Annotated in this window: 19 protein-coding genes and 1 tRNA gene; 9 read left to right on the top strand and 11 right to left on the bottom strand. The window is 45.4% G+C overall.

The window, feature by feature from the left end; all coding sequences use genetic code 11:
* The first annotated feature begins 282 nt into the window (after nt 1–282).
* From cysM to NI455_RS10495, 5 genes are all read left to right on the top strand, one after another.
* Nucleotides 283–1,212 (top strand): cysteine synthase CysM, encoded by a 930-nt coding sequence (gene cysM / locus NI455_RS10515; protein WP_195725602.1) that lies wholly within the window; start codon nt 283–285, stop codon nt 1,210–1,212.
* 18 nt (nt 1,213–1,230) lie between these two features.
* Nucleotides 1,231–2,049 (top strand): 3'-5' exonuclease, encoded by an 819-nt coding sequence (locus NI455_RS10510; protein ID WP_044110575.1) that lies wholly within the window; start codon nt 1,231–1,233, stop codon nt 2,047–2,049.
* Nucleotides 2,050–2,055: 6 nt separating this feature from the next.
* Entirely contained in the window at nt 2,056–3,444 is a 1,389-nt protein-coding gene (gene rlmD / locus NI455_RS10505) for a 23S rRNA (uracil(1939)-C(5))-methyltransferase RlmD (RefSeq protein ID WP_044110573.1), read from the top strand.
* A gap of 32 nt (nt 3,445–3,476) precedes the next feature.
* Complete coding sequence (locus NI455_RS10500; RefSeq protein ID WP_114541825.1) at nt 3,477–5,786, top strand: RelA/SpoT family protein; 2,310 nt, start codon at nt 3,477–3,479, stop codon at nt 5,784–5,786.
* Nucleotides 5,787–5,887: 101 nt separating this feature from the next.
* Complete coding sequence (locus tag NI455_RS10495) at nt 5,888–6,571, top strand: hypothetical protein (RefSeq protein WP_222112429.1); 684 nt, start codon at nt 5,888–5,890, stop codon at nt 6,569–6,571.
* A gap of 24 nt (nt 6,572–6,595) precedes the next feature.
* On the opposite strand, the gene secF is transcribed toward NI455_RS10495, so the two are convergent.
* From secF to queA, 8 genes are all read right to left on the bottom strand, one after another.
* Complete coding sequence (gene secF, locus NI455_RS10490; protein WP_171066787.1) at nt 6,596–7,570, bottom strand: protein translocase subunit SecF; 975 nt, start codon at nt 7,568–7,570, stop codon at nt 6,596–6,598.
* Between the two features lie 8 nt (nt 7,571–7,578).
* On the bottom strand, nt 7,579–9,477 hold the full coding sequence (gene secD, locus NI455_RS10485) for a protein translocase subunit SecD (protein WP_004733746.1): 1,899 nt from the start codon (nt 9,475–9,477) through the stop codon (nt 7,579–7,581).
* Nucleotides 9,478–9,528: 51 nt separating this feature from the next.
* A complete protein-coding gene (yajC, locus tag NI455_RS10480; RefSeq protein ID WP_004645158.1) occupies nt 9,529–9,858 on the bottom strand; it encodes a preprotein translocase subunit YajC in 330 nt (109 codons plus the stop codon).
* A gap of 100 nt (nt 9,859–9,958) precedes the next feature.
* The gene (tgt, locus tag NI455_RS10475; protein WP_005252828.1) at nt 9,959–11,089 is read right to left on the bottom strand and encodes a tRNA guanosine(34) transglycosylase Tgt; all 1,131 of its coding nucleotides are present in this window, start codon (nt 11,087–11,089) and stop codon (nt 9,959–9,961) included.
* A gap of 130 nt (nt 11,090–11,219) precedes the next feature.
* On the bottom strand, nt 11,220–12,062 hold the full coding sequence (locus NI455_RS10470; protein ID WP_253114064.1) for a DUF4303 domain-containing protein: 843 nt from the start codon (nt 12,060–12,062) through the stop codon (nt 11,220–11,222).
* A gap of 113 nt (nt 12,063–12,175) precedes the next feature.
* On the bottom strand, nt 12,176–12,745 hold the full coding sequence (locus NI455_RS10465; protein ID WP_253114061.1) for a LemA family protein: 570 nt from the start codon (nt 12,743–12,745) through the stop codon (nt 12,176–12,178).
* Nucleotides 12,746–12,794: 49 nt separating this feature from the next.
* Complete coding sequence (locus NI455_RS10460; RefSeq protein WP_005106091.1) at nt 12,795–13,823, bottom strand: hypothetical protein; 1,029 nt, start codon at nt 13,821–13,823, stop codon at nt 12,795–12,797.
* Nucleotides 13,824–13,839: 16 nt separating this feature from the next.
* Nucleotides 13,840–14,874: a tRNA preQ1(34) S-adenosylmethionine ribosyltransferase-isomerase QueA gene (gene queA / locus NI455_RS10455; protein WP_005106092.1), complete on the bottom strand. Its 1,035-nt coding sequence runs from the start codon at nt 14,872–14,874 to the stop codon at nt 13,840–13,842.
* A gap of 167 nt (nt 14,875–15,041) precedes the next feature.
* On the opposite strand from queA, the gene NI455_RS10450 reads away from it, so the two are divergent.
* Nucleotides 15,042–15,128, top strand: a tRNA-Leu gene (locus NI455_RS10450).
* A 261-nt stretch (nt 15,129–15,389) separates the two neighbouring features.
* Here NI455_RS10450 and NI455_RS10445 read toward each other — a convergent pair.
* Complete coding sequence (locus NI455_RS10445; protein WP_253114059.1) at nt 15,390–17,621, bottom strand: NADP-dependent isocitrate dehydrogenase; 2,232 nt, start codon at nt 17,619–17,621, stop codon at nt 15,390–15,392.
* Between the two features lie 483 nt (nt 17,622–18,104).
* On the opposite strand from NI455_RS10445, the gene NI455_RS10440 reads away from it, so the two are divergent.
* Nucleotides 18,105–18,614 (top strand): DUF1543 domain-containing protein, encoded by a 510-nt coding sequence (locus NI455_RS10440; RefSeq protein ID WP_253114057.1) that lies wholly within the window; start codon nt 18,105–18,107, stop codon nt 18,612–18,614.
* Between the two features lie 137 nt (nt 18,615–18,751).
* Nucleotides 18,752–19,744 carry a DUF2804 domain-containing protein gene (locus NI455_RS10435; RefSeq protein ID WP_253114055.1) on the top strand — a complete coding sequence of 331 codons (993 nt, stop codon included), beginning with the start codon at nt 18,752–18,754 and terminating at the stop codon, nt 19,742–19,744.
* A 62-nt stretch (nt 19,745–19,806) separates the two neighbouring features.
* On the opposite strand, the gene NI455_RS10430 is transcribed toward NI455_RS10435, so the two are convergent.
* On the bottom strand, nt 19,807–20,685 hold the full coding sequence (locus tag NI455_RS10430) for a metal-dependent hydrolase (RefSeq protein ID WP_253114053.1): 879 nt from the start codon (nt 20,683–20,685) through the stop codon (nt 19,807–19,809).
* Nucleotides 20,686–20,827: 142 nt separating this feature from the next.
* Between NI455_RS10430 and NI455_RS10425 the strand changes: the two genes are divergently transcribed.
* The gene (locus NI455_RS10425; protein WP_253114050.1) at nt 20,828–21,865 is read left to right on the top strand and encodes a helix-turn-helix transcriptional regulator; all 1,038 of its coding nucleotides are present in this window, start codon (nt 20,828–20,830) and stop codon (nt 21,863–21,865) included.
* A gap of 50 nt (nt 21,866–21,915) precedes the next feature.
* Here NI455_RS10425 and NI455_RS10420 read toward each other — a convergent pair whose 3' ends face one another.
* Entirely contained in the window at nt 21,916–23,250 is a 1,335-nt protein-coding gene (locus NI455_RS10420) for a Na+/H+ antiporter NhaC family protein (protein WP_253114049.1), read from the bottom strand.
* Nucleotides 23,251–23,580: the final 330 nt, after the last annotated feature.

Below are 23,580 nucleotides of genomic sequence, written 5' to 3'. Positions count from 1 at the left end.
AAGCTTCGGATTAGCAGTTAAAAATACAAGAGATTTCAGTTAATTTTGCTCAGGTACAGCAAGACTAAGACGCACGAAATTTCAATCTGTAAAAGTGCCAGACTGAAATAGTATTTTCATCTTCATTAGCGAGCTGCTTCACCTGGCTAAATTATCGGGAAATGTAGTTTATGGCTTGATAGTGTGTGAGTTTTGGCGAGTTTTCTGAAAAAGCCCTGCTAAATGAGTGCAGGGAAAAGCATTTTTTCATACAATAGCTGCACCTCGATATAGGTGCAAATAATGAGTAATACCACCCCTGATTTTCAAGCAGATGAATTTTTGTTAGACCATTATGTAGGCAAAACGCCGCTGGTGCGTTTACAGCGTCTGGCAAGTCACACTCAAGCTACAGTACTCGCGAAACTCGAAGGCAATAACCCGGCAGGTTCGGTCAAAGACCGTCCGGCCTACAATATGATCATGCAGGCCGAGAAGCGTGGGCAGATCAAACCGGGTGACACCCTGATTGAGGCAACGAGCGGAAATACGGGGATTGCATTGGCGATGGTCGCAGCGATGCGTGGCTATAAAATGAAGCTGATCATGCCGAACAATATGAGTCAGGAACGTAAGGACGCGATGCGTGCGTATGGTGCCGAGCTAATTGAAGTGACCAAAGAGCAGGGCATGGAAGGTGCACGTGATCTTGCTGCTCAAATGCAGAATGATGGTGTGGGTCTGGTGCTGAATCAGTTCGGAAATCCGGACAATGTCGAAGCGCATTACCTGACCACGGGTCCAGAAATCTGGCAGCAAACCGGTGGCAAAATTACCCATTTTGTCAGTTCTATGGGTACCACCGGCACCATCATGGGTGTGTCGAAATACCTGAAAGAAATGAATCCTGATATTCAGATCGTCGGTTTACAGCCATCTGATGGTTCAAGCATTGCCGGAATCCGTCGCTGGCCAGAAGAATATCTGCCAACCATTTTCGACCGCAGCCGAGTCGATCGCATTATTGATATTCCACAAATCGAAGCTGAAAAAACCATGCGTAAGCTGGCACAGAAAGAAGGCATTAGTGCCGGAACCTCTTCTGGTGGGGCAGTGTGGGCCTCGATTAAACTGGCGGAAGAACATCCGGATGCAGTGATTGTGTGTATTATCTGTGACCGTGGTGACCGTTACTTGTCTACAGGGTTATTCTCTGTACAAGATCCTGAATAATTATTTGAGCACTGTTTTATGCGCCTGCCTGTTTTAACTTTCGATATTGAAACCCAAACCGATCTCAAATCAGGCGCGCATCTGTTTGGTCTGGACCTGCCCGAAGCAGATCTGGATCAGGCCTTGACCAAATTACGCCGTCAGGATTCAGGCTCGGATTTTCAGCGTTTGCCGCTGCATGAAATCGTCTGTATTTCCGGTTTGTGGATGGATGAGCAGGGCATGAAGCTGTTTTCGTTTAGCCGAGAACAGCATTCTGAAGCAGAAATTTTGAAAAAATTCTTGTCGATTTTTGACAAGCGCCATCCGACTCTAGTGAGTTGGAACGGCTCACAGTTTGATTTACCAGTGATTTTATACCGCGCCATGTATCATGGGCTCTCTGCACCGAGTCTGTTCGATCAGGGCGAAATTGATACGCAAAAGCGTTATAATAACTACCAGAATCGTTACCATCATCGTCATGTCGACTTGATGGATGTGATGGCCATGTTTCATGCCCGTCATTTCCAGAAGCTGGATGATGTTGCACATTTGCTGGGCTATCCAGGCAAGCGCGGTGACGGAGCCTATCGGGTTCCGGAATATGTCCGCAATCAGCAATGGACCGAACTAACGTCTTATTGTGAAGGTGATGTCCTGAATACCTGGCTGGTGTATATCCGCTGGTTGCTGTTAAAAGGCCAGCTGTTGCTGCCGGATTATCAGCATCTGCTGCAAAGCACGATTCAATATTTGCAGACTCAACCGCAACATGCGGACTTTTTATCAGTCTGGCGTGAAACTTCACAACGAACTGAATTTACCCAATTTGATTTTCCCATCTCCACACCCTAGGTTTTCATGAAACATCGAGCACAAGCACGTCCTATCCAGCAACCCGAGTATATTTTTCAGGTTGAGTCACTATCGCATGAGGGACGTGGTATCGCTCATTATGGTTCACATCCGGATCATCCGCAGCATAAACATGGCAAGAAAGTCTTTATCCGTTATGCCTTGCCGGGTGAAACCGTGCGTGCCCGCATTACCCGTGAAGTTAAAAAACTCGAAGAAGCCGACAGTCTTGAATTGTTGAGCGACGCTTCCGAGATTCGCGTGAAGCCGGTGTGTCCGCATTTTGGGATCTGTGGTGGCTGTAATATGCAGCATATCGCTGCGGATGCGCAGATTGAACTGAAACAGAATGTGCTGAAATCGCATCTACAGCATTTTGCTGGAATCCAGCCTGATCAATGGCTACCGCCTTTACGTTCACAACGTGAAGATTATCGCCGTAAAGCCCGGATTGGGGTGCGTTATCTACCTTCCAAGGATCAGCTGGTGGTGGGTTTTCGTGAGAATCAGTCCAACAAACTTACGCCGATTGATCGCTGTATGATCTTGGATCGCGAGTTTGGCTCGGTTACACGTCTTAAACAATTGCTGCAAGGTCTCAATGGTAAGGCCGACATCGGTCATATAGAATTGGCTATGGGGGATCAGGACATTGCGCTGCTGGTGCGTGAAACTGCAAAATTATCTGCCGATGATGTCAACCAATTGCGCGAATTTACGTTACAGAAAGGCTGGCAACTGTATCTGCAGCCTGCTGGCAAAGAAACGCTCTCGCGGATAGATGATCCAGAAGCATCTGCACGCTTACACTATGGTCTTGATGACTTTGATGTAAAATTCGGCTTTAATCCTCTGGACTTTACCCAGGTAAATTCAAGCATCAATCCGCAAATGGTACGATTGGCATGTGATTTGCTTCAGCTACAACAGGGTGAGCGGGTTCTGGATCTGTTTTGTGGATTAGGAAACTTTTCTTTGCCTTTGGCGCGCCGTGTTGGTGCGTCGGGTCAGGTGATTGCGGTCGAGGGAAGTGATGAAATGGTTCGACGTGGTGCGGAAAATGCCAAAAACAATGGTATTGCACAAATATCGTTCTATTCACAAGATTTAACCAAAGATTTCTCGCACCACACTTGGGCAAATCAAGGTTTTGATGCATTATTAATCGACCCGCCACGTGCCGGGGCAGAAGAAGTGATGCATTATATCCCTCAGTTTGGAGCTAAAAGAATCGTTTATGTGTCATGTAATCCTGCGACACTCGCCAGAGATGCAGGACTCTTGGTACAACAGGGCTATCGTCTCACCCAAGCGGGAGTGATGGATATGTTTACACATACTGGACATGTTGAATCAATCGCATTGTTCGAAAAAGAAAATCAAATAAACGATTAAAGAAATGATGTTTTTAAAAGTAGGAGACGGGTATGGTCACAGTACGTGAGCAACTCCCTGGGCGACTCAATGAGTTGTCACAGGAGACGACTGTAGAACATGCCGAACAAGCACACCAGGATCTGACTGAATGGTTGGATCGGGTTCGTGGCATATTAGATGGCGCACCTTTAACGCAGCTCGAAGAAGTCGCCCACATAACATTAGAAAGAGAGCTGCAAAGTACGGTTCAGCACCGCTCCAATACCTTTTATACCGGTATTGAGATGGCGGATATTCTGGCACATCTGCATGTGGATGAAGATACTTTGTCCGCAGCCATGCTGTATCGTGCTGTTCGTGAAGGCGTCATGCCACTCAGTGAAGTACTGGAACAGTTCGGCGAACAGGTGCATAGCCTGGTCAAAGGTACGCTTGCCATGGGTAAGCTGTCTGAGCTGATCGAAAAAAATAAGCGTCTGGAAGATCATTTCAATAATAACCAGCGTGAACATCTGTCTGGCATTTACAAAATGCTAATCTCGGTCACTGAAGATGTACGTGTTGTTCTGGTCAAGCTGGCCGAACGTACTTATGCCTTGCGTGAACTGGCCAATTCCTCGCGTGAGCGTCAGGAACGGGTGGCCCGAGAAATTCTGACCATTTACTCGCCACTGGCACACCGTTTAGGTATTGCCCAGCTGAAATGGGAGCTGGAAGATCTGGCTTTCCGTTATCTTGCGCCGGAACGTTATAAAGAAATTGCTTCCTTACTGAATGAAAAGCGTCTGGAGCGTGAACAGTATATTCAGTTTGTGATTGATAAATTACGCAATGAATTGGCCGAGCATGGCATCGAAGCTGAAATTAATGGCCGGGTGAAACACATTTATTCGATTTATCGAAAAATGAAAAGCAAGAACCTGAGCTTTGATCAGCTCTATGATATTCGTGCTTTACGGGTACTGGTGAAAAGTGTGCCGGAGTGTTACCACACTTTAGGTATTGTGCATCAGATCTGGCGCCACATTCCGCATCAGTTTGATGATTACATTACCAACCCGAAAGCCAATGGCTATCGTTCTTTGCATACTGCGGTGATTGCCGAGAACAAGTCACTTGAAGTTCAGATTCGTACCCATGCAATGCATGACGAAGCTGAGCTTGGAGTGTGTTCACATTTTAATTATAAAGAAGGCGCAAAAACCACAGATCGCTCCTTTAACCATCGTCTGCATTCCTTACGTGCGGTACTTGAGCATTATCAGGAGCGCAATGAAAGCAGTGCACATAAAGAATCTGAAGATGAAATAGAAAATTTTGAGCATATTCAAGATTTTGAAGGTTTTGAAAAGATCTATGTGTTTAGCCGTGATGGCGATATCAAAGAGCTGCCACGTGATTCAACCGTGCTCGACTTTGCTTATCATGTACATACCGAAGTCGGCAACAAGTGCTATGCCGCACGGGTAAATCAGCGCTATGTGCCGCTGACTTATACCCTGAAAACCGGTGAACAGGTTGAAATTCTGACCAAAAAAGACCGGGAACCGAACCGGGACTGGCTGGTTAATTCGCTGGGTTATATCAAAACTGCCCGTGCGCGGGACAAGCTGCGCCACTGGTTCCGCCAGCAAGATCGTAGCAAGAACCTGGAAGTCGGCCGTGAAGTACTGAACAAAGAATTGTCACGTCTGGCAATTCACCCGAAATCGATTGATCTGAGTGATTATTGCAACCACTTCAATGTCAAAACTGGTGATGATATTCTGGTCAATCTGGTCAATGGTGATATCAGCCTGCATGCCCTGATTAATCAGGTGAATCGTCACATGCATCTGGATCAGGACGAACCTGAACTGGTGCTAAAACCTGCCCTGAACCCGCGTGCCAGTCATACACTGTCAGCGCACGGGATTCTGATCGATGGTTTGGATAACGTGGAACTACATGTCGCGCAATGTTGCCAACCGGTGCATGGTGAATCGATTGCTGGCTATATCACTCTGAATCGTGGTGTGAGCATTCATAAAGTCGCTTGTCCGGACTATGTGCGCATGATTACCCAAGAGCCTGAACGTGCGGTAGAAGCCGACTGGGAAATGCAGCCGACTCGTGGTCAAAGTGTGCAGATTGTGGTGGAAGCTTATGATCGACGCGGTTTGCTCAAAGATCTGACGCAAGTAATTTTCTCGGATCAGATCAATATCCGTCAGGTGAATACCATTTCGGAAGCGGATGGTATTGCCAATATGAAGCTGTTGATTGAAGTCAAAGGTCTGGCACAACTTTCCAAGCTTTTGGCTCGTCTAGAGCAGCAGCCGGGAATTATCAGCGCGCGCCGTCTGGTACAGGGCACTTAATTGCTCTTATGTAAGTTTAAAAAGCCTGCAATTCAATTGCGGGCTTTTTTATTGTAAGGTATTTAAATTACATGCATAAAAAAATAGACCAACAGACCGAGATGAGCGCGACTGAAATATTTGAACGTAGACGAAATAATCTGGCCAAGGTCATTGATCTGCTGATCGAGACACAGCAATTTAAAACTGGCAAAGAAATCTGTGAGCATTTCGGCTTGTCTGCATCGTATATCGCTCAATTGCTGAATAGCAAACGCCAGATCGGCGAGAAAGCAGCAAGGGAGCTGGAACAACAACTGGGTCTAGATGTGCTCATTCTAGATCAGTCGACTGAACCAAAAGTTGAATTATCTCCAATTCCAGCGCAAGGTGTACTGTTGCAAATGCAGGTGGTGCAACAGCAGGCATTCGCACTTATCTCCTTGGATTCAGCGCTCTCATTCAATCAGGATATTTTTCATCTGCAAGCACAGCATTATGCGATTTGGGTAGCAGGGCCGTATTATTTTCCCAGCTTAAAACCGGGCTGGTGGCTGGTTTGTGACAAACAGGCCGAGTTATCCACTGCAGGCATACTCTGTGTGTATCTGCTCAATGGCTTGCAGCTCATTTTGCAACTGGTCAGTGAAACTCAGGATCATTATGAATTTCAAAGTCTGGATGAAAGCAGAAAGGTGGTTTTCCAGAAAACTGATATTGAGAAAATCCATCCAGTCATTGCGATTATTCCCGCTGCCACATATTCAAACGGCAGAAATAATTCAGCCCATCATAAGACGGGCTGAACGATGAACATGAAACAGAACAGATTATGGAATCTGGTTCTCGTCTTCAAATTCTGGTTTCACCTGAACAATAAAGTCCTGACGGTTTAGACCACGCCACAAGGCAAAGGCCGTACCGATATAGATGGACGAATAGGTCCCGACAAAGACACCAACAAACATCGCGATCGAGAACCATTTCAGACCATCGCCGCCCATCAGCATCATGGCAAGCACCACCAGCAATAAGGTCATAGAGGTATGAATGGTACGACGCAGCGTTTCAGTCAGGGCAATGTTAATGATTTCGACCGGTTCTGCACCACGAATCTTACGGAAGTTCTCACGGATACGGTCAGAGACCACGATATTATCGTTCAGTGAGAAACCGATGATTGCAAGGAGTGCTGCAAGTACAGTCAGGTCAAATGGCCACTGCATCATCGCAAAAATCCCGAGGGTAACGACGATATCATGGAACAGTGACAATACTGCACCCATAGCCAGCTTGACCTCAAAGCGGATGGTGACATAGACCAGCATCAGCAGGAGCGCAAGTGCCACAGCACCGCCAGAACGGACATAGAGCTCATTACCGACCTGTCCACCGACGACATCAACCTTCGGTACTTCTGCCGCATTATTTGGCAGTTGAACTGCGGCTGTAACAGCTTTGGTCAGGTCTTCAGCTTCGATATCTTCCTGAACCGGCATACGCACCATCAGGTCACGTTCAGAACCTAAAGTCTGAACCACAGCATCATTAAAGCCTGCCTGGTTCAATGCCTTGGAGACATCTTCAGGTTTGACCGGATTGGTATAGTTTAATTCGGCTGCCACACCACCGGTAAAGTCTAAACCGAGGTTCAGGCCTTTGGTGGCAATAAAGAAGATACTCGCAACGGTTAAGAGGATTGAAAACAATGCCGCAGGCATCGCAATCTTCATAAACGGAATAATGCGTTCGTCTTCCGGGCGACCGTACTGTTTTTGATTCAGTTGAGTATTTTCAGTCATCAGTGATCTCCTTAAATGCTCAACTTTTTCAAGTTACGTTTTTTGCCATAAATGAGCTGTACCACGGCACGCGTTACTGTAATGGCAGTAAACATCGAGCAGACAATACCAATCATCAGGGTTACGGCAAAGCCTTTGATCGGACCTGTACCAATCGCGAACAGAATGAACGCCACCAGGAATGTGGTCAAGTTCGAGTCGAAAATGGTGTTATAGGCACGATCATAACCGGCCACAATCGCCTGTTTTGGCGAAGCTCCCCATTTCATTTCTTCCCGTATTCGTTCACAGATCAGTACGTTGGCATCGACCGCCATACCGATGGTAATGACGATACCGGCAATACCCGGAAGGGTAAGGGAAGCGCCAATCCAAGACATGACTGTCAGAATCATCGCCAGGTTAAAGACCAAGGCAAAGTTGGCAATCACACCAAACAGACGGAAGAATACCACCATCCAGATGGCGACCAGAAGGAAACCGATCTGAGTTGAAAGTACACCTTTATCGATGTTTTCTTGACCCAGACTTGGACCAATTACACGTTCTTCAACAAAATACATTGGCGCAGCCAACGCACCTGCACGCAGCATCAAGGCAAGTTCAGCAGCTTCTTGCGGCGAGTCCAGGCCAGTAATACGGAACTGAGAACCCAGTACTGCCTGAATGGTTGCAGCGTTAATGACTACAGATTCAGTATACGGGGTACGAACTTCAGTCTGAGTGCCGGTCGCAGGGTCTTCCACATAATTAATGCGCTGCTTGTTCTCGATGAACAAGACGGCCATACGTTTGCCGACCGCATTACGGGTGGCATCCGACATCAGTTTGCCGCCTGCGCTGTCCAAGGTAATGTTAACTTCAGCACCGCCTGTGTCTTGGCTAAAGCCACTTGATGCATTCTGAACACGTTCACCGGTTAAGATACGGTTACGGTTCAAGAGGAGCTGACGACCACTGTCCAGTGACTCATAAGCAAAGACTTCTGTGCCTGGTGGCAATGCACCCGTTGCCTGACCGGTATATGGATCAATATATTGATCATTCAGGTCAGACACCAGACGGAACTCGAGGTTCGCGGTACGACCTAAGACACGTTTCGCTTCAGCGGTATCCTGCACACCAGGAAGCTCAACCACAATACGGTTGCTGCCCTGGGTTTGCACCAGTGCTTCTGCCACACCTAACTCGTTAATACGGTTACGTAAAGTAGTCAAGTTCTGGTTGACTGCATAAGATTCAATTTCTTGCTTACGCACATCGGTATAGTTCAAACGTAAAGTCGAACCAGTCTCGGTCGCAACAGCCTGCTGGGTAAACTCGTTGCCATTACGGCGCAAGAAGTCCATCGTTGCAGAACGGTCATCATTGTTGGCAAACTGCATTACAATGGTGTTGTTGCTTAAATTCAGGCTATTAAATTTCAGGTTGTTATCACGCAACTGACGACGTAGATCCGTCGCAGAGGTTTCCATACGCTGGGAAATGGCCTTGTCCATATCCACTTCAAGCAAGAAGTGAACACCACCACGTAAATCCAGGCCGAGCTTCATTGGTTTGGCACCAATTTTTTGCAGCCATTCTGGGGTGGTCGGGGCAAGGTTCAGTGCAACCACGTAATCATCACCTAAACCACGACGTAAAGCCTCTTTGGCTTTAAGCTGCGATTCACTTGAATCTACACGTAATAAGGCTGCATTGTTGCCAAAGCTATTGTCATGGGTGGCAATATTTTCAGTTTTTAAAATTTGCTCTGCTTTTTGTACGATGCTTGCATCAATTTGAGTACCGGCTTTGGCACCCGAAATCTGTACAGCAGGTTCATCTGGATACAAACTTGGCAGGGCATATAAGGTACTGATCACCAGGACAACCAGGATCAGTACATATTTCCATGCTGGGTAACGCATTCGTTTTCTTCTTAAAATGAAAAAGTCGTGCGAGGGCACGACTATTTTTGATTAAAGGTTATTTAAAGTGCCTTCAGGGAGGACTGAAATCACACTTGCACGTTGAACTTTGACTTCTACACCACGGCTCAATTCAACCACTGCGAAGTCACCTTCAATCTTGGTGATTTTGCCCATTAATCCGCCTGCAAATACCACTTCACTGCCAACGCCAAGGCTGTCGACCAAAGCACGGTGTTCTTTGGCACGTTTAGATTGAGGACGCCAGATCAAGAAATAGAAGATTGCAATAAAAACAGCAATCATCAAAAGGTTCGCCATCATGCTTGGTTGTTGTGCAGCTTCACCTGCAGCGTGAGCAGTCGAAATAAAAAGGCTCATTACATTTTCCTAAAATAAAAAACTGGTGATCAACTCGATAATAAATTGACATATTCTTGCAATTTACATTGTCTTTTTCCTCAGCGCAAATGCTGATGGATTAATCTTGCGGACAAGGTGGCACTTCCAGGCCACGGCGGGCATAAAAGTCATGAACAAATTCGTCAAATGTACCGTTGTCTAATGCATCACGCATCGCTTCAGTCAAACGCAGGTAATAGCGCAGATTATGAATCGTACCGAGCATCGAGCCGAGCATTTCCCCACATTTCTCAAGATGGAATAAATAGGCACGGGTAAAATTCTGGCAGGTATAACAGTCGCAATGCGGATCGAGTGGACTCTGGTCATGACGATATTTGCTGTTACGGATCCGCACCAAGCCGTCTGTCACAAAATAGTGACCGTTACGTGCATTTCGGGTTGGCATCACGCAGTCAAACATATCGACACCGCGACGCACCGCTTCCACAATATCTTCAGGCTTGCCGACACCCATCAAATAACGCGGTTTGTCTGCAGGCATTTTCTCTGGAAGATAATCCAGAACCTTGATCATTTCTTCTTTTGGTTCGCCCACGGACAGGCCGCCAATCGCATAACCATCAAAGTCGATTTCAAGCAGGCCTTTTAAAGATTCATCACGTAAATCTTCATACATGCCGCCTTGAATAATGCCGAACAGCGCATTACGGTTTTTCAGCACGTCATGATGCTGGGTTTTACAGCGTTTGGCCCAGCGTAGAGAAAGTTGCAAAGATTTTTGTGCTTCTTCATGCGTCGCAGGGTACGGGGTACATTCATCAAAAATCATTACAATGTCAGAGTTCAGCGTGTGCTGAATATCCATTGAAATTTCAGGAGATAAAAATACTTTTGAACCATCAATTGGTGAGCGGAAGGTCACACCTTCTTCTTTAATTTTACGCATTGCGCCCAGACTGAAGACCTGGAAGCCGCCTGAATCGGTCAAAATGGGACTATTCCATTTCATAAAGCCGTGCAGGCCGCCATGTTCACGAATTACATCCAGTCCTGGACGTAGATACAAATGGAAAGTATTGCCCAGAATGACTTGAGATTTGATCTCTTTAATGTCGCGTGGCAACAGGCCCTTGACCGTACCATAAGTACCCACAGGCATGAACATCGGGGTTTCCACCACACCATGTTCAAGCGTTAAACGACCACGACGGGCACGGCCCGACTGACCTAATTTTTCAAACTTCATAGGAGTTCCACATCAAGGCGAAAAAACAGTTCGCTGATTGTTATAGCTAAAGGGCGCTATTTTCCTTGATTCTTACACTAAACGCCAGCATTGTAGAGCATTCGCTCTGTAATTTTATTTATCGCTGAAGCTAGAGAACATCCGGAGATATTGGCGGATGGGCAGAAAACTGCTGCAAGCGCTGCTGGATATCTTCCCGGCTAAGGGCGCAGCTGCCATCCGGCTCAGAGGCCATTGCAGCGATATGCTGGATCAGTTTCTCGATATAAATATTGCTATCGACAAAGTAGGATTCCAAGGTCAGCAAATAGGCATCTTGTGCCACTTGCAAATAGTCATAAGGCTCCATCACCAGCATCTGCTCTAGATCAATCAAGATATCTTTGTCGTTTTGCGAGAGTTTCAAGCGTTTCTGTATGGCAGGTAAATGAGTAGTTTGTCTGGATGCCAGAAATTTCTGTAAATGAATATGCTCAGGATTAAGTGTCTGTGCAGATTGGCATTCAAATTCGACTTGGGTGGGCAGGCTCATGAAAAAAAGGATGCCATCCAGATCCAGACCATAAGCCTCAGAAAGACGATGTTTGGTCTGTTTAAAACTCTCCAGCAATAAATCCAGATGCGTCGCGTGCAGCTGTTTTTGCTGTGCCAATACCGGATGGCCAAAGCTGTGCTGGGTTTTAAAATAATCGGCCAGCAAGGTTTTAAAGGGAATGAGTCCAGAGTGGGGCAAAGCATGTGCCCGATAACGCCATTTCCGGACATTCCAGCGATCCTGTTCCTCCAGATATTGCTGAAGATATTCCGGATCTTTAAAAATACTGCGTTCAGTCGAAATGGCCAGATCATCCAGCAGTAAAAATTCGTCAAAGACCAGACTACAGGCATAGATTTGATCATCCTGATAATGGTCGTATAACCGATAAAATTCCTCGACCAGCGTCTGTTGCAAGTGCTCTAAATAATCCAGCATAATTTTTATTCTTTATATTATAAGTTTTAGATAGGTACAGCCGCATCCTTGGCTATTTTTATAATAAGTTAATGCGCCAAGGATGCAAAATTTTATCAGATCTTGCTGTTCACTCAGTGAAAGTTCGGACGGTAATCAAAATTCTGTGTCACGCTTTGATCACGGAATGGACGTACCACTTTTTTTCTGAGTAACATATTATTAATGATGTTGTGCGGAAAAATCTGGATCTGGTTGTTAAACAGCTCGACATTGCGATTATAAATGGTAATCGCCGCACCGACATTTTCATTCTGTTCTTCAATTTCAGCCATCATTTTCAGATAGATGTCATTGGCTTTCAGTTCCGGATAATTTTCAATCACGACATTCAGGCTATGCATTAACTGTTTGTTCAGACTTTCAATGTGTTGTAATTGTCCAATATCGGCATCCTTGATATTCAGGTTCATGATATTCTGACGCAGTTCGGTGACTTTTTCTAGCGTGCCTTTTTCAAAACTCGAGTATTGCTCGACCAGCGGTTGCAGCCCATCCAGAATTTTCAGTTTTTGCCGTTCATAACTGGCGACATCCGACCAGGCGCGAATCGTGGCGTTGTGATGACGGACAATACTGTTGCGGATCATGATAATCGTGACAATCAGCGCCACAATGATCAAACATAAAATCAAAAATCCCATCCGAGATCTCCCCAAGCTATATCTATATTTTAAAAATGATGCGAAAAATTTATTTTAAAAACTGCAGCAGATCATGTTGTAAGTTTTCGAGCTGTTTTAATTTAAACGTTCTCAGGTGGCCGCGCAATGTGGAAATATCGCTAATATTCTGCTGCTTGCTCGATACCTGAAATAAATCATGGGGCCCTAGATAGCACAGCATCTTATTTTCTGGGTGAAACAGTAAATCACCCTGACGCTGTTCAAAAAAGTCGGCCAGTCGCAGCACAAAACCCGGACTGAGTAATTTGGCAGTTTGCAGCGGATCACTGCCATAAAAGCTTAATCTCTGGTTGGTGCGAATATCGCTGCTGTGCCAGGGATGGCTATAAGGATAATAAAATTTCTTTCTGGAAGTCGTAACGGCCAGTCCCTGAATCTGGATATCAAACACAAATACGCCCCACAGGTCTTTATGGACCTGCATCAGTTTGACTGGCTGACCTTCCTTATTTCGGGCCTGTACTTCATCAATATAGTGGTATTGGAACAGTAGCACCTGATGTTGCTGGCCATTTTCATCTTCCCAGACCGTGCTGGCATAACGCTGAATCTCATTACTCAACGAACCTTGATTGAATACTGGAAATAATTGTTTTAAATGCCGGATAAAGTGCAGGGGATTGAGTGGCATGGAAATATGCAGTGGCTGTTTTTGAAAGGCAAGCTGATATTTTTTGGCCAGTGCCTGTTCTTCCAGAAAAGCAATGACTTCCTCTAAGGGCTGCTGCTGTTCATAGCAAATATAGGCCCAGAAGATACAGAGACAGCCGAGAAAAACACTGCCCTGAATCCAGATATTTCCCGGCGCAATAAAAATGCTGCCAATCAGAAAAAGCCCAATTCCGGCAAGCGCAAGCGGCAGGTTATTTTCAAACTTGAGCGTAATCGGGCCATTCCAGGGATGCAGCCCATCCAGCAATTGCTGATGCGTTTTGGCCTGTTGACCCAGATCCCAAAGCCGAGCGATATTTTGAAACACCACTGCATTTTTCTTGCGGCGAATATGAATGGACTGTTGTACAGACTCGATCGGCATGGGCAATGGTTCTCGCTTATTTCGCCTGATCAATCAGCATGGCATCGCCATAACTGAAGAAGCGATACTGGCTGTCTACTGCATGCTTATAAGCATTGAGAATATTGTCACGATTGGACAAGGCAGACACAAGCATTAACAGGGTCGATTCTGGTAAATGGAAGTTAGTGATCAAACGATCGACCACTTTAAACTGATAACCCGGATAGATGAAAATCTGGGTATCACCTGTCCAGGCTGCCAGTTCACCGTTATGTGCTTGTGCTGCACTTTCGACTGCACGGGTGGCAGTCGTGCCTACAGAAATGACTTTATTACCGCGGGCTTTAGTCTGACGAATCATCTCGACCGCAGTTTCAGGGACGTCGCACCATTCGCTGTGCATGATGTGATTTTGAATATCATCGGTACGCACTGGCAGGAAAGTACCTGCACCAACATGTAGGGTCACAAAAGTTTTTTGAATCCCTTTGGCTTCCAATTTTGCCAACAGATCGGCATCAAAATGCAGGCTGGCAGTAGGTGCTGCAACGCTGGCCAGTTTGGTTGGGTCATTAAACACGGTTTGATAACGTTCAGTATCAATCTCTTCCGCTTCACGGTTGAAATAAGGCGGAATCGGCAAGGCGCCGTATTGATCCAGCACATCGAGAATTGGTTGTGAAAATTCTACAATAAACAGATTTTCATGACGGCCTTGTACGGTCACTTTCACTGCATCCGGGCCAATAAAAAGTTCTGCACCGGCTTTCGGAGTGTTGCTGGCCTTAATATGACAATAGGCAATAAAGCGATCTTGCATACGCTCAACCAGCACTTCTACCGCACCGCCTGAAGCACGTTTACCTTTTAAACGGGCCTTCATGACTTTGGTGTCGTTTAATACCAACAAGTCGCCGTCTTCAAGTAAATCCAGAATATCGGTAAATTGATGGTCATGATATTGACCTTGGGCATCGAGGTGCAACAGGCGAGAGGCACTGCGTGTTTCCAATGGGTAGCGAGCAATCAGCTCATCGGGGAGATCAAAATTAAAATCAGAAAGTTGCATGATGATTTACGCTAAAAAAACTGCGGCTAGTATAAACTTTTTTCTTTTTTATGGCGGGAATTGCTCGATTTTAAAACGAAAAAATGCGATTTGTTTTAAAAATAAACAAATGAAAATATTCTGCGTTGACAGTGCTGAGAAATCGCGTATTATACCTTTCATCCACTCCCGAGGTGGTGAAATTGGTAGACGCGGCGGACTCAAAATCCGCTGTCAGAGATGACGTGTCGGTTCGAGTCCGACCCTCGGGACCAAAATTCTAAAAAACCCCAAGCACATTCAGTCTTGGGGTTTTTTATTGTCTGAAAAATAATAACCTGTTTCTTTTTATCTGCTCTTCAAAATTATCTTCTTGATTTAAAAGATAGCTTGTGAAAATAACACTGCATAGAACTGCTTAAAAAATGGATTGCTTCAGTGATTGCGCTGCATGAATTGGACATAAAAAAAACCGGCACGTCAGTGCCGGTTTTTTTAATCAATTTAACCTAAGGTTAAATCGATTTTTTAACTCATTACATAGAAGCAAGAGCAGCATTCAACGTTGCACTTGGACGCATCACTGCATTTACTTTCTCTTGATCAACTGCGTAGTAACCGCCGATGTCTACTGATTTGCCTTGAACTTCTGTAAGCTCAGCAACGATTTTCTCTTCATTTTCAGCTAAAGTTTTTGCAAGTGGTGCAAATTTCGCTTTCAATTCAGCATTTTCGTCTTGAGCAGCCAAAGCTTCAGCCCAGAATTTCGCCAGGTAGAAATGGCTACCACGGTTGTCCAATTCGCCAGTACGACGAGAAGGAGACTTGTCGTTATCTAGCAATTTGCCAGTCGCTTGATCTAAAGTTTTAGCAAGTAACTTGATGTCGTCATTGCCTTCCTTAATCCCCATTTCTTCTAAAGATACCGCCAACGCCATGAATTCACCGAGTGAATCCCAACGTAAGTGGTTTTCTTCAACTAACTGCTGTACGTGCTTAGGAGCAGAACCGCCTGCGCCTGTTTCGTACATGCCCCCACCTGCCATTAACGGCACGATTGACAACATTTTCGCAGATGTACCCAATTCCATGATCGGGAACAAGTCAGTCAGGTAGTCACGCAGGATGTTACCTGTTACCGAAATAGTATCTAGACCGCGAGCAACACGTTCAAGCGTATAACGCATTGCACGTACTTGTGACATGATCTGGATATCAAGACCAGTGGTGTCATGATCTTTCAGGTATTTTTCAACTTTCTTGATCAGTTCGTTTTCGTGTGGACGGTACGGGTCAAGCCAGAAGATTGCTGGCATGCCAGAGTTGCGTGCACGAGTCACAGCAAGTTTCACCCAGTCACGGATCGGTGCGTCTTTCACCTGACACATACGCCAGATATCGCCTTCTTCCACGTTTTGTGACATTAACACTTCACCTGTTTCTAGGTCAGTGATGTTCGCAACACCTGCTTCAGGAATTTCGAAAGTCTTGTCGTGTGAACCGTATTCTTCCGCTTTTTGCGCCATCAAACCAACGTTAGGTACAGTACCCATGGTTTTTGGATCGAAGTTGCCATTCCATTTACAGAAATTGATCATTTCCTGGTAAATACGTGCGAAAGTTGATTCAGGCATGACTGCTTTACAGTCGTAAGGCTTGCCGTCAGCGCCCCACATTTTACCGCCACCACGAATCATTGCAGGCATAGAAGCATCTACAATCACGTCGTTTGGTGAATGGAAGTTAGTGATGCCTTTTGCAGAATCAACCATCGCTAAAGCTGGACGGTGTTCTTGACAAGCATGTAAATCAGCAATGATTTCTTCACGTACAGAGGTTGGTAAAGTTTCAAGCTTTTCGTAAAGACCGGCCATACCGTTATTGACATTAATGCCAAGCTCATCAAAAAGCTTGCCATGTTTTTCGAATGCTTCTTTGTAGTAGATTCTTACACAGTGACCAAAGACGATTGGGTGAGACACCTTCATCATGGTTGCTTTAACGTGTAAAGAGAACAGAATGCCTGCTTCACGACAGTCTTCAAGTTCTTTTTCGTAGAAGTCGCAAAGTGCTTTCTTGCTCATGAACATTGAGTCGATGATTTCGCCGTCTTGAAGCGCAACTTTTGGCTTAAGAACAATGGTTTCACCAGACTTGGTGATCAATTCCATTTTCACATCACGTGCGCGGTCTAAAGTCATTGACTTTTCGCCGTGGTAGAAGTCACCTTCGTCCATGTGTGAAACGTGAGTTTGAGACCACTGTTTCCACTCGCTCATAGAGTGCGGGTGTTTTTTCACGTAGTTTTTAACGGCAGCAGGCGCACGACGGTCTGAGTTACCTTCACGTAGAACAGGGTTTACTGCTGAACCAAGACATTTGCTATAACGTGCCTTGATTGCTTTTTCTTCTTCAGTGGTCGGGTTTTCAGGATAGTCAGGGATTGCATAGCCTTTAGACTGAAGTTCCTTGATACACGCTGTTAGCTGGCCAACAGAAGCACTGATATTTGGGAGTTTGATAATGTTCGTGTCTGGATCTTGTGTAAGACGACCTAGCTCAGCTAGAGTGTCAGGCACCTTTTGCTCTTCGCTTAGGTAATCTGTAAATTCGGAGAGCACGCGCACAGCTACAGAGATGTCACTTTTGACGATCTCAACGCCAGCTGGCTTAGTAAAGGTCTCAATGATCGGCAGCAGAGAATAAGTCGCCAGTAATGGCGCCTCGTCGGTCAGTGTGTAAATGATAGTTGACTTTCCACCAGCCATATATAGCCCCTTGCGTTGGATTGAGTTTCTGAGGACCGAACTTTTGGCCCAGCCTCTTTGAACCGATTTGCTTAAATAAAAACATTGAGAGTATCGTCTTTCAGCGCATTTCAGTCAACGAAATATGCCTTTAGATTGAAATTTGGGCGAAAATTTGTACAGATTTGTGCGGTTTAGCCGTGTTTGTATTTTGTACAAAAAATAATCTTCTATCGCTGTAAATCCTGATGAAAATGATCGGAAATGATTCGCTAGCCAATTGTATTCACTGAAAATGGTTTTTTGATCCTGACACAGGCTTAAACTGATCCTCGATATGGAGATGGATACCGAGTGACTGGATGCTGTTTTGCGCAAATTCAGTCAGGCTGATGATGCAAATTTGTCCTTGGCAGATGGCTACATCATCATGGAATAGCTTTGCGCTATACTGGCAAGCATCAATGAAATGATCTTAAAGATTGACGCTAACAAGGAAATGTAATGCCCAGCTTGTTTATTGTGATGCTCGGTGGTCGTCATGCCCGTGCCAATACAGAAGTTCATGATGTGGTTTTGGCAATAGGAGAGAGTCTGGAAGATACCTATCCGCAATTGAAAAATGCCTGGTTTGCGGAACAGAAAGGCTTGCATATTGATGCCTGGGCGCAAATCAACGGGCTAGAGTTCGAGGGCAAGTCCTATGTGCTGCAATTTACTGATGCACAGCCACAGCAATCCGATGAAAAACTTTGGCTGATTAATCTGGGTGGTTATGATCCACGTGAGTTTGGTGAGTTACATCGTTATGTGTTGGTGGTTGCGCAGAATGCTATGGTCGCTAAACAGCGCGGTAAAGCTTACTTCGCCCGGCACTGGCAAAAACAGCATACCGACCGCGTGCTGGATGTAGATGACTGTATTGCCATCGATCAGGTTTATGGCCACTACGTACAACTGCTAGAGGGTAGTTTTAGCGGCAATCGCTGGGAAAATACTTATCTCACGATTTAAAGCAGTTTGCGATTGAATTAAACCTGTGCCCGGCTTGATGATTCGATAAGCGGTTTAAAAAATCTCTTTATCAAAATTTAATAATTGGCATAATACTGCCAAGGAAAAACAGTTTTGACTGAGATGGAATGTCTTAAATGGATTTAATTCAGGCAAATGGACAACCGCGTTATGGACGTTTCAAGGAGCTTCCAAAAAGTATTGACTATCAGGCATATCAATACAAAAATCCTTATGGTCATGTGCTGTCAGGCTGGCGTAAGCATCTAAAATATAAAAAATTCAAATTCTGTAGTATTCAGCACGAGCATTATACGATTGGACTGGCGATTGCCGATATTGCATGGGCAGGGCATGGTTTTGTCTATGTCTATAACCATATGAGCAATGAAGTGCTGGAATGGAATGCGATTAATTTCCTGTCCCGTAACACGGTGCTGGACGAGCAGCCACTGTTTAATCATAGTTATTTCCATAATTCACCTTTTCAGATCGATATCCAGCATGCCAACGGCGTGCGTTATATCAATGTCAGCAAATATGGCGAGATTAAACTCAGTGCGCGAATTTTTTGTGCCGGAACTGATCCACTGAGTATGTGCAGTCCGACCGGCATAAATGGCTGGACTTATACCCAGAAATTAACCACCTTGGGCTGTGAAGGTTTTTTCATTAACAAGCAAGGTGAAACCATCCAGTTTAATGAACGCAGCTTTGCCTCTCTGGATGATACCTGCGGCTTTTTGCGCCCGGAAACCGCCTGGTTCTGGTTGTCCTGTAATTTCTGGGATCTGAACCAGAACCGGATTGGTATTAATCTGGCGTCAGGCGTAAATGAAAGCTTCGGTAACGAAAACTGTCTGTGGATCAATGGGAAAATTTATCCCTTGGCCGATGTGCTGTTTCAACAGGAATCGGAAAACCAATGGACGATTCAGTCGCTGGATGAAAGATTGAATCTGATGGTCAGCACAGGCTGGCGCCGTTATGAAAATCTCAACCTGCGTCTGGTCGGGAGCCAGTTTAGTCAGTGGCAAGCCAAGGTTTCCGGAACGATTCAGCAGGATGATCAGGAAATTATTTTACTAAATGAATATGCCTTGCTTGAACAGCATTATGCCAAATGGTAAAAGTGCAGGACATAAGACCTAATTTAAAAGCCTTCAATTTTGAAGGCTCTTTTGATTTGAGCTTAATCTTTGGCGGCCTGCCAGAAGGCTTCACCGGCCTGAATTGGATCATTGGTTTCGGCTAAAGTCTTTACCCAGACATCGTATTGCGCAATCACAGGATGCTGGCTGGGATGGAAGTCTTTTTTAAACCAGTCCCGATATTGTGGGCCCATACGGGTCAAGGTGCCGTTACGGCCAAACAACCAAGGCAGTCCTTTCAGGTTCATTTGCAAACGCTCCAAGACACTGAAGCCATCATGTTTCAGCATGACATTGGCGCGATAGATGGTATAACTAAACATCAAAAATGTCGTGCTGAGCAGGGTCATTTTGCGCATCCATTCAGGTGTTTTCGCGACATCTTTCATCACGTCAAAAGCCACATCACGATGCTCCATTTCTTCAATCGCATGCCAGGCAAACATGGCACGTATATGAGGATGCCCGTCTTTTAAGGTGGATTTCTGACCGTAAAAAGTTTCAGCCATCAGCGCGGTCAAGTGTTCTGCCGCTGCCGTCGTGGCAATATTGAACTGTGCTGAACGATGTTTGAGGTCATAAGCGAACATATTATTCAAACGTTCGATAAAATCATCGACGGGCATGCCTTGTTCACGCATCAGCTGGTTCATTTTTTCATGGGCAATGCCATGCTGTGCTTCCTGACGAATAAAATCTGCCACACGTTGTTGCAGTTCCAGGTCTGTGATCTGATCGCGGAACAGGCGTACACTCTGAATAAAATAGCGCTCGCCATCTGGAAAGGTCAGGCTCAAGGCATCAAACATGCGGGTCAGGAAAGGATCACCGCCAAACCAGTAGCGCGGAATTTCATCCAGTTTAAAATCAAGATTGGTGCGGACCACCGGCTGTACAGTTGTTTTTAATGGTGCATTCATCTTAGAAATTCTTTTTTGTGACGATGCTGACAGTATGTCGGGGAAAGCCGCAATTGTTTTGACAGTGCTTGCCAATTTTTATACATTTTATGCCAAATGAAAATAAAACTGCTCGGACTAAAGCAGGCATCGAGAATCGCGCATGCAAGAAATTAAAATATCCAATGGTTATATTCAGCTTTGGGCGACCTATCTGCGAAGCTTAAATATAGAACCTCTGCAAGCTGATTTTCTTCAGGATCTGCATACGTCATTAAGTCATCTGATTGACCAGCCCTTTAATACTGAAGTTCCACTTGAGTTATTAAATATTGTTATTGAAAGAACCCAAACTCATCTGAATTGCCCGCAATTAATTTTTGAAATCGTCCAATCTATTCGCCCAGAACATTTTGGTGTGCTCGGTTATATGGCTTCGCGGAGCAGTAGTGTTTCGGAAATGATCCGCCATATCATGCGTTTTCAACGACTGGTGATTGATGGCGGTGAGTTTGTACCTTTGCAGTTGAAGCAGCATGAACACAGTATTGAATTATACTGGGCCTATCTGGATGAAAAATATAATCTGTTAAATGAGCTGACCATAGCTGCGATGGTGCAATTGGGACGCATCATTTTGCAGGATCATCAACTGTTACTGCATTGTGTACGCTTTGCCCATGCGCCTGATAGGGGACAAATGCATTATCAAAAGTTTTTCGCCAGCGAGGTGAGATTTTCCCAGGCCTACTATGGTATAGAACTGGATCTACAAGGACTGGCACATCGGTCTGAGCAGGCAGATCCGATGCTGTTGCAGTTACTGGTGCATCAGGCAGAACAGGCGATTGCCGCCAAACCGTCATTTGAAAATCACATGGAACAGGCGCAGCAAATGATTGCCGAACAGCTCCGTACCCGGCATCAGGCCATTAAAGTTGAACAGCTTGCCCGGCAGTTGCTAATGTCGACACGGAGTTTGCAGCGTTTATTTAGCACCCATGGCACCTCATTTAAAAAACTGCTGGAACAGCAGCGGATTAAACGTTGCGAGCTGCTGTTGCAACAGGGAATGGGGCTGAGCGAGGTCGCCGAGCAGCTGGATTATTCTGATCAGTCAGCTTTAGCCAGAGCTTATAAGGCAGCCACCGGACAGACATTGTTAGAGCGCAAAAGGCAGTTACACCAACAGCGCAGCTAAAAAAAGTGACCCAAACAGGTCGCTTTTTTTATTTGAAGAAAATGGTGAGGTTAAGCGCTGGCTTTGATCTTGGGGAATCTAAATGCAATCGCCGCAATCGCAAAAATGGCCAGAATCCAGCAGTAGTACACACCACCCATCAGTTCAACGGGCGAGATTTTTGCAATGGAACAGGCTAGTAGTAACTGTGCGCCATAGGGAATCAACCCTTGCACCACACAGGAGAAAATATCCATCAGTGCCGCAGAACGCTTGGGATCTACGCCGTATTCTTTGGCAACTTCACGTGCCATATCACCCGACAGAATAATCGCCACGGTATTATTGGCCACAAAGATATTCGAAAATACGACCAGGAAGCTGATCCCGATTTCGCCGGCACGTTGCTGACCGACTTTAAACAGACGGGTCAGGCTATAAATACGCTCAATCAGCCAGCGTAAACCGCCTTCACGTTGCATGATTGCCGACAGGCCACCCAGGAACATGGACAATAACGCCACTTCAAACATGCCGACAAAGCCATCATAAATTGAAGTATTCAGTTTGAGCAGATCAAATTCAGCTGTGGCAAACAGGCCAAATAAGCCGGAAAGTAACACCCCAATGGTCAGCACAGCCAGAACGTGTAAACGGCTAAAGGCTAAAATAAATACGGCGATATAAGGTAAAACCAGAAGCCAGTTGAAGTCCTTGTATTCCACTGCATTGCTACTACCGCTACTCAACACGTAAATCAAAATAGTCACGATTGAGGCTGGAACCGCAATCCAGACATTGACTCTGAATTTGTCACGCAGTTGTACGCCCTGACTGGTCGTTGCAGCAATGGTGGTATCCGAGATCATTGAAAGATTGTCACCGAACATGGCACCACCGACGACCGCACCAACCGCATAAACTACATTGATCTCGGTGACCTGGGTGAAACCAAAAGCGATCGGTGCGCAGGCCGCAATGGTACCCATGGAGGTACCCATCGCCGTGGCAATAAAGGCCGAGATCACAAATAACATCGGTAGAATAAATGTGGGTGGGATAACCGACAAGCCCATCTGCACGGTAGCATCCACACTGCCAATGGCGCTACTGACGCTGGCAAAGGCGCCGGCCAGCATAAACACCATAAACATCAGAATTAAGTTCGGATGACTGGCACCTCTGAGGAATTCCTCAATGCCCTGGTTGAGTTTGCCGCGATACACTAATGCAGCCAAGATAATCGCAGGCAGGGCAGCCACAGGCGCTTTCACCTGATAGAACGCGAACTCGGTTCCGATCAGGGAATGATAGATCCCGCTACCCAAAAATATGGTTAAAAATACAATAAGCGGCAGCAGTGCAATGGCGCGTGCCTGCACTGTAGCCTCAGAATCAGTCTGCATAGGAGATAAAAAAGTAAGAGAATAGGACTAGTATAAAGCAGGTTTTGCAATTTCAGAAAACTTTAAATGAATGCGCTAACATCTGCATTTTTATTAATTTTTATATGATAAAAATAAGTTTATCTAAATATTCAAGATTTTATGTAATAGCAAAATTAGGCATCTTTGATCATTGTGAAAAAAATCAAAATAATCGTAAATAGACCCTTCCGAATTGTTTTGAAATCTTCGCACAGGAAATGAAGTACTCGAGGTCGGTATCGCAGACTGTTCATTGGACAAAAAATAGCGTTACAATGCGATGTCTTGTATTTCTACATAGTCAATGCC

Source organism: Acinetobacter lwoffii (assembly GCF_024129435.1).
In the GTDB taxonomy this organism is placed as follows: Bacteria; Pseudomonadota; Gammaproteobacteria; order Pseudomonadales; family Moraxellaceae; genus Acinetobacter; species Acinetobacter lwoffii_F.
The sequence above is the reverse complement of the archived record's forward strand: the minus strand, read 5'-3'. Positions and strand labels throughout refer to the sequence as shown.

Coding starts and splice junctions, on each gene's coding strand:
- NI455_RS10465 (WP_253114061.1), bottom strand. CDS start 12,745: ATGGGATTTTTGATTTTATGTTTGATCATTGTGGCGCTGATTGTCACG.
- cysM (WP_195725602.1), top strand. CDS start 283: ATGAGTAATACCACCCCTGATTTTCAAGCAGATGAATTTTTGTTAGAC.
- NI455_RS10495 (WP_222112429.1), top strand. CDS start 5,888: ATGAGCGCGACTGAAATATTTGAACGTAGACGAAATAATCTGGCCAAG.
- NI455_RS10430 (WP_253114053.1), bottom strand. CDS start 20,685: ATGAATGCACCATTAAAAACAACTGTACAGCCGGTGGTCCGCACCAAT.
- NI455_RS10445 (WP_253114059.1), bottom strand. CDS start 17,621: ATGGCTGGTGGAAAGTCAACTATCATTTACACACTGACCGACGAGGCG.
- queA (WP_005106092.1), bottom strand. CDS start 14,874: ATGCAACTTTCTGATTTTAATTTTGATCTCCCCGATGAGCTGATTGCT.
- NI455_RS10510 (WP_044110575.1), top strand. CDS start 1,231: ATGCGCCTGCCTGTTTTAACTTTCGATATTGAAACCCAAACCGATCTC.
- rlmD (WP_044110573.1), top strand. CDS start 2,056: ATGAAACATCGAGCACAAGCACGTCCTATCCAGCAACCCGAGTATATT.
- NI455_RS10440 (WP_253114057.1), top strand. CDS start 18,105: ATGCCCAGCTTGTTTATTGTGATGCTCGGTGGTCGTCATGCCCGTGCC.
- NI455_RS10435 (WP_253114055.1), top strand. CDS start 18,752: ATGGATTTAATTCAGGCAAATGGACAACCGCGTTATGGACGTTTCAAG.
- NI455_RS10470 (WP_253114064.1), bottom strand. CDS start 12,062: ATGCTGGATTATTTAGAGCACTTGCAACAGACGCTGGTCGAGGAATTT.
- NI455_RS10500 (WP_114541825.1), top strand. CDS start 3,477: ATGGTCACAGTACGTGAGCAACTCCCTGGGCGACTCAATGAGTTGTCA.
- secD (WP_004733746.1), bottom strand. CDS start 9,477: ATGCGTTACCCAGCATGGAAATATGTACTGATCCTGGTTGTCCTGGTG.
- yajC (WP_004645158.1), bottom strand. CDS start 9,858: ATGAGCCTTTTTATTTCGACTGCTCACGCTGCAGGTGAAGCTGCACAA.
- NI455_RS10420 (WP_253114049.1), bottom strand. CDS start 23,250: ATGCAGACTGATTCTGAGGCTACAGTGCAGGCACGCGCCATTGCACTG.
- tgt (WP_005252828.1), bottom strand. CDS start 11,089: ATGAAGTTTGAAAAATTAGGTCAGTCGGGCCGTGCCCGTCGTGGTCGT.
- NI455_RS10460 (WP_005106091.1), bottom strand. CDS start 13,823: ATGCCGATCGAGTCTGTACAACAGTCCATTCATATTCGCCGCAAGAAA.
- NI455_RS10425 (WP_253114050.1), top strand. CDS start 20,828: ATGCAAGAAATTAAAATATCCAATGGTTATATTCAGCTTTGGGCGACC.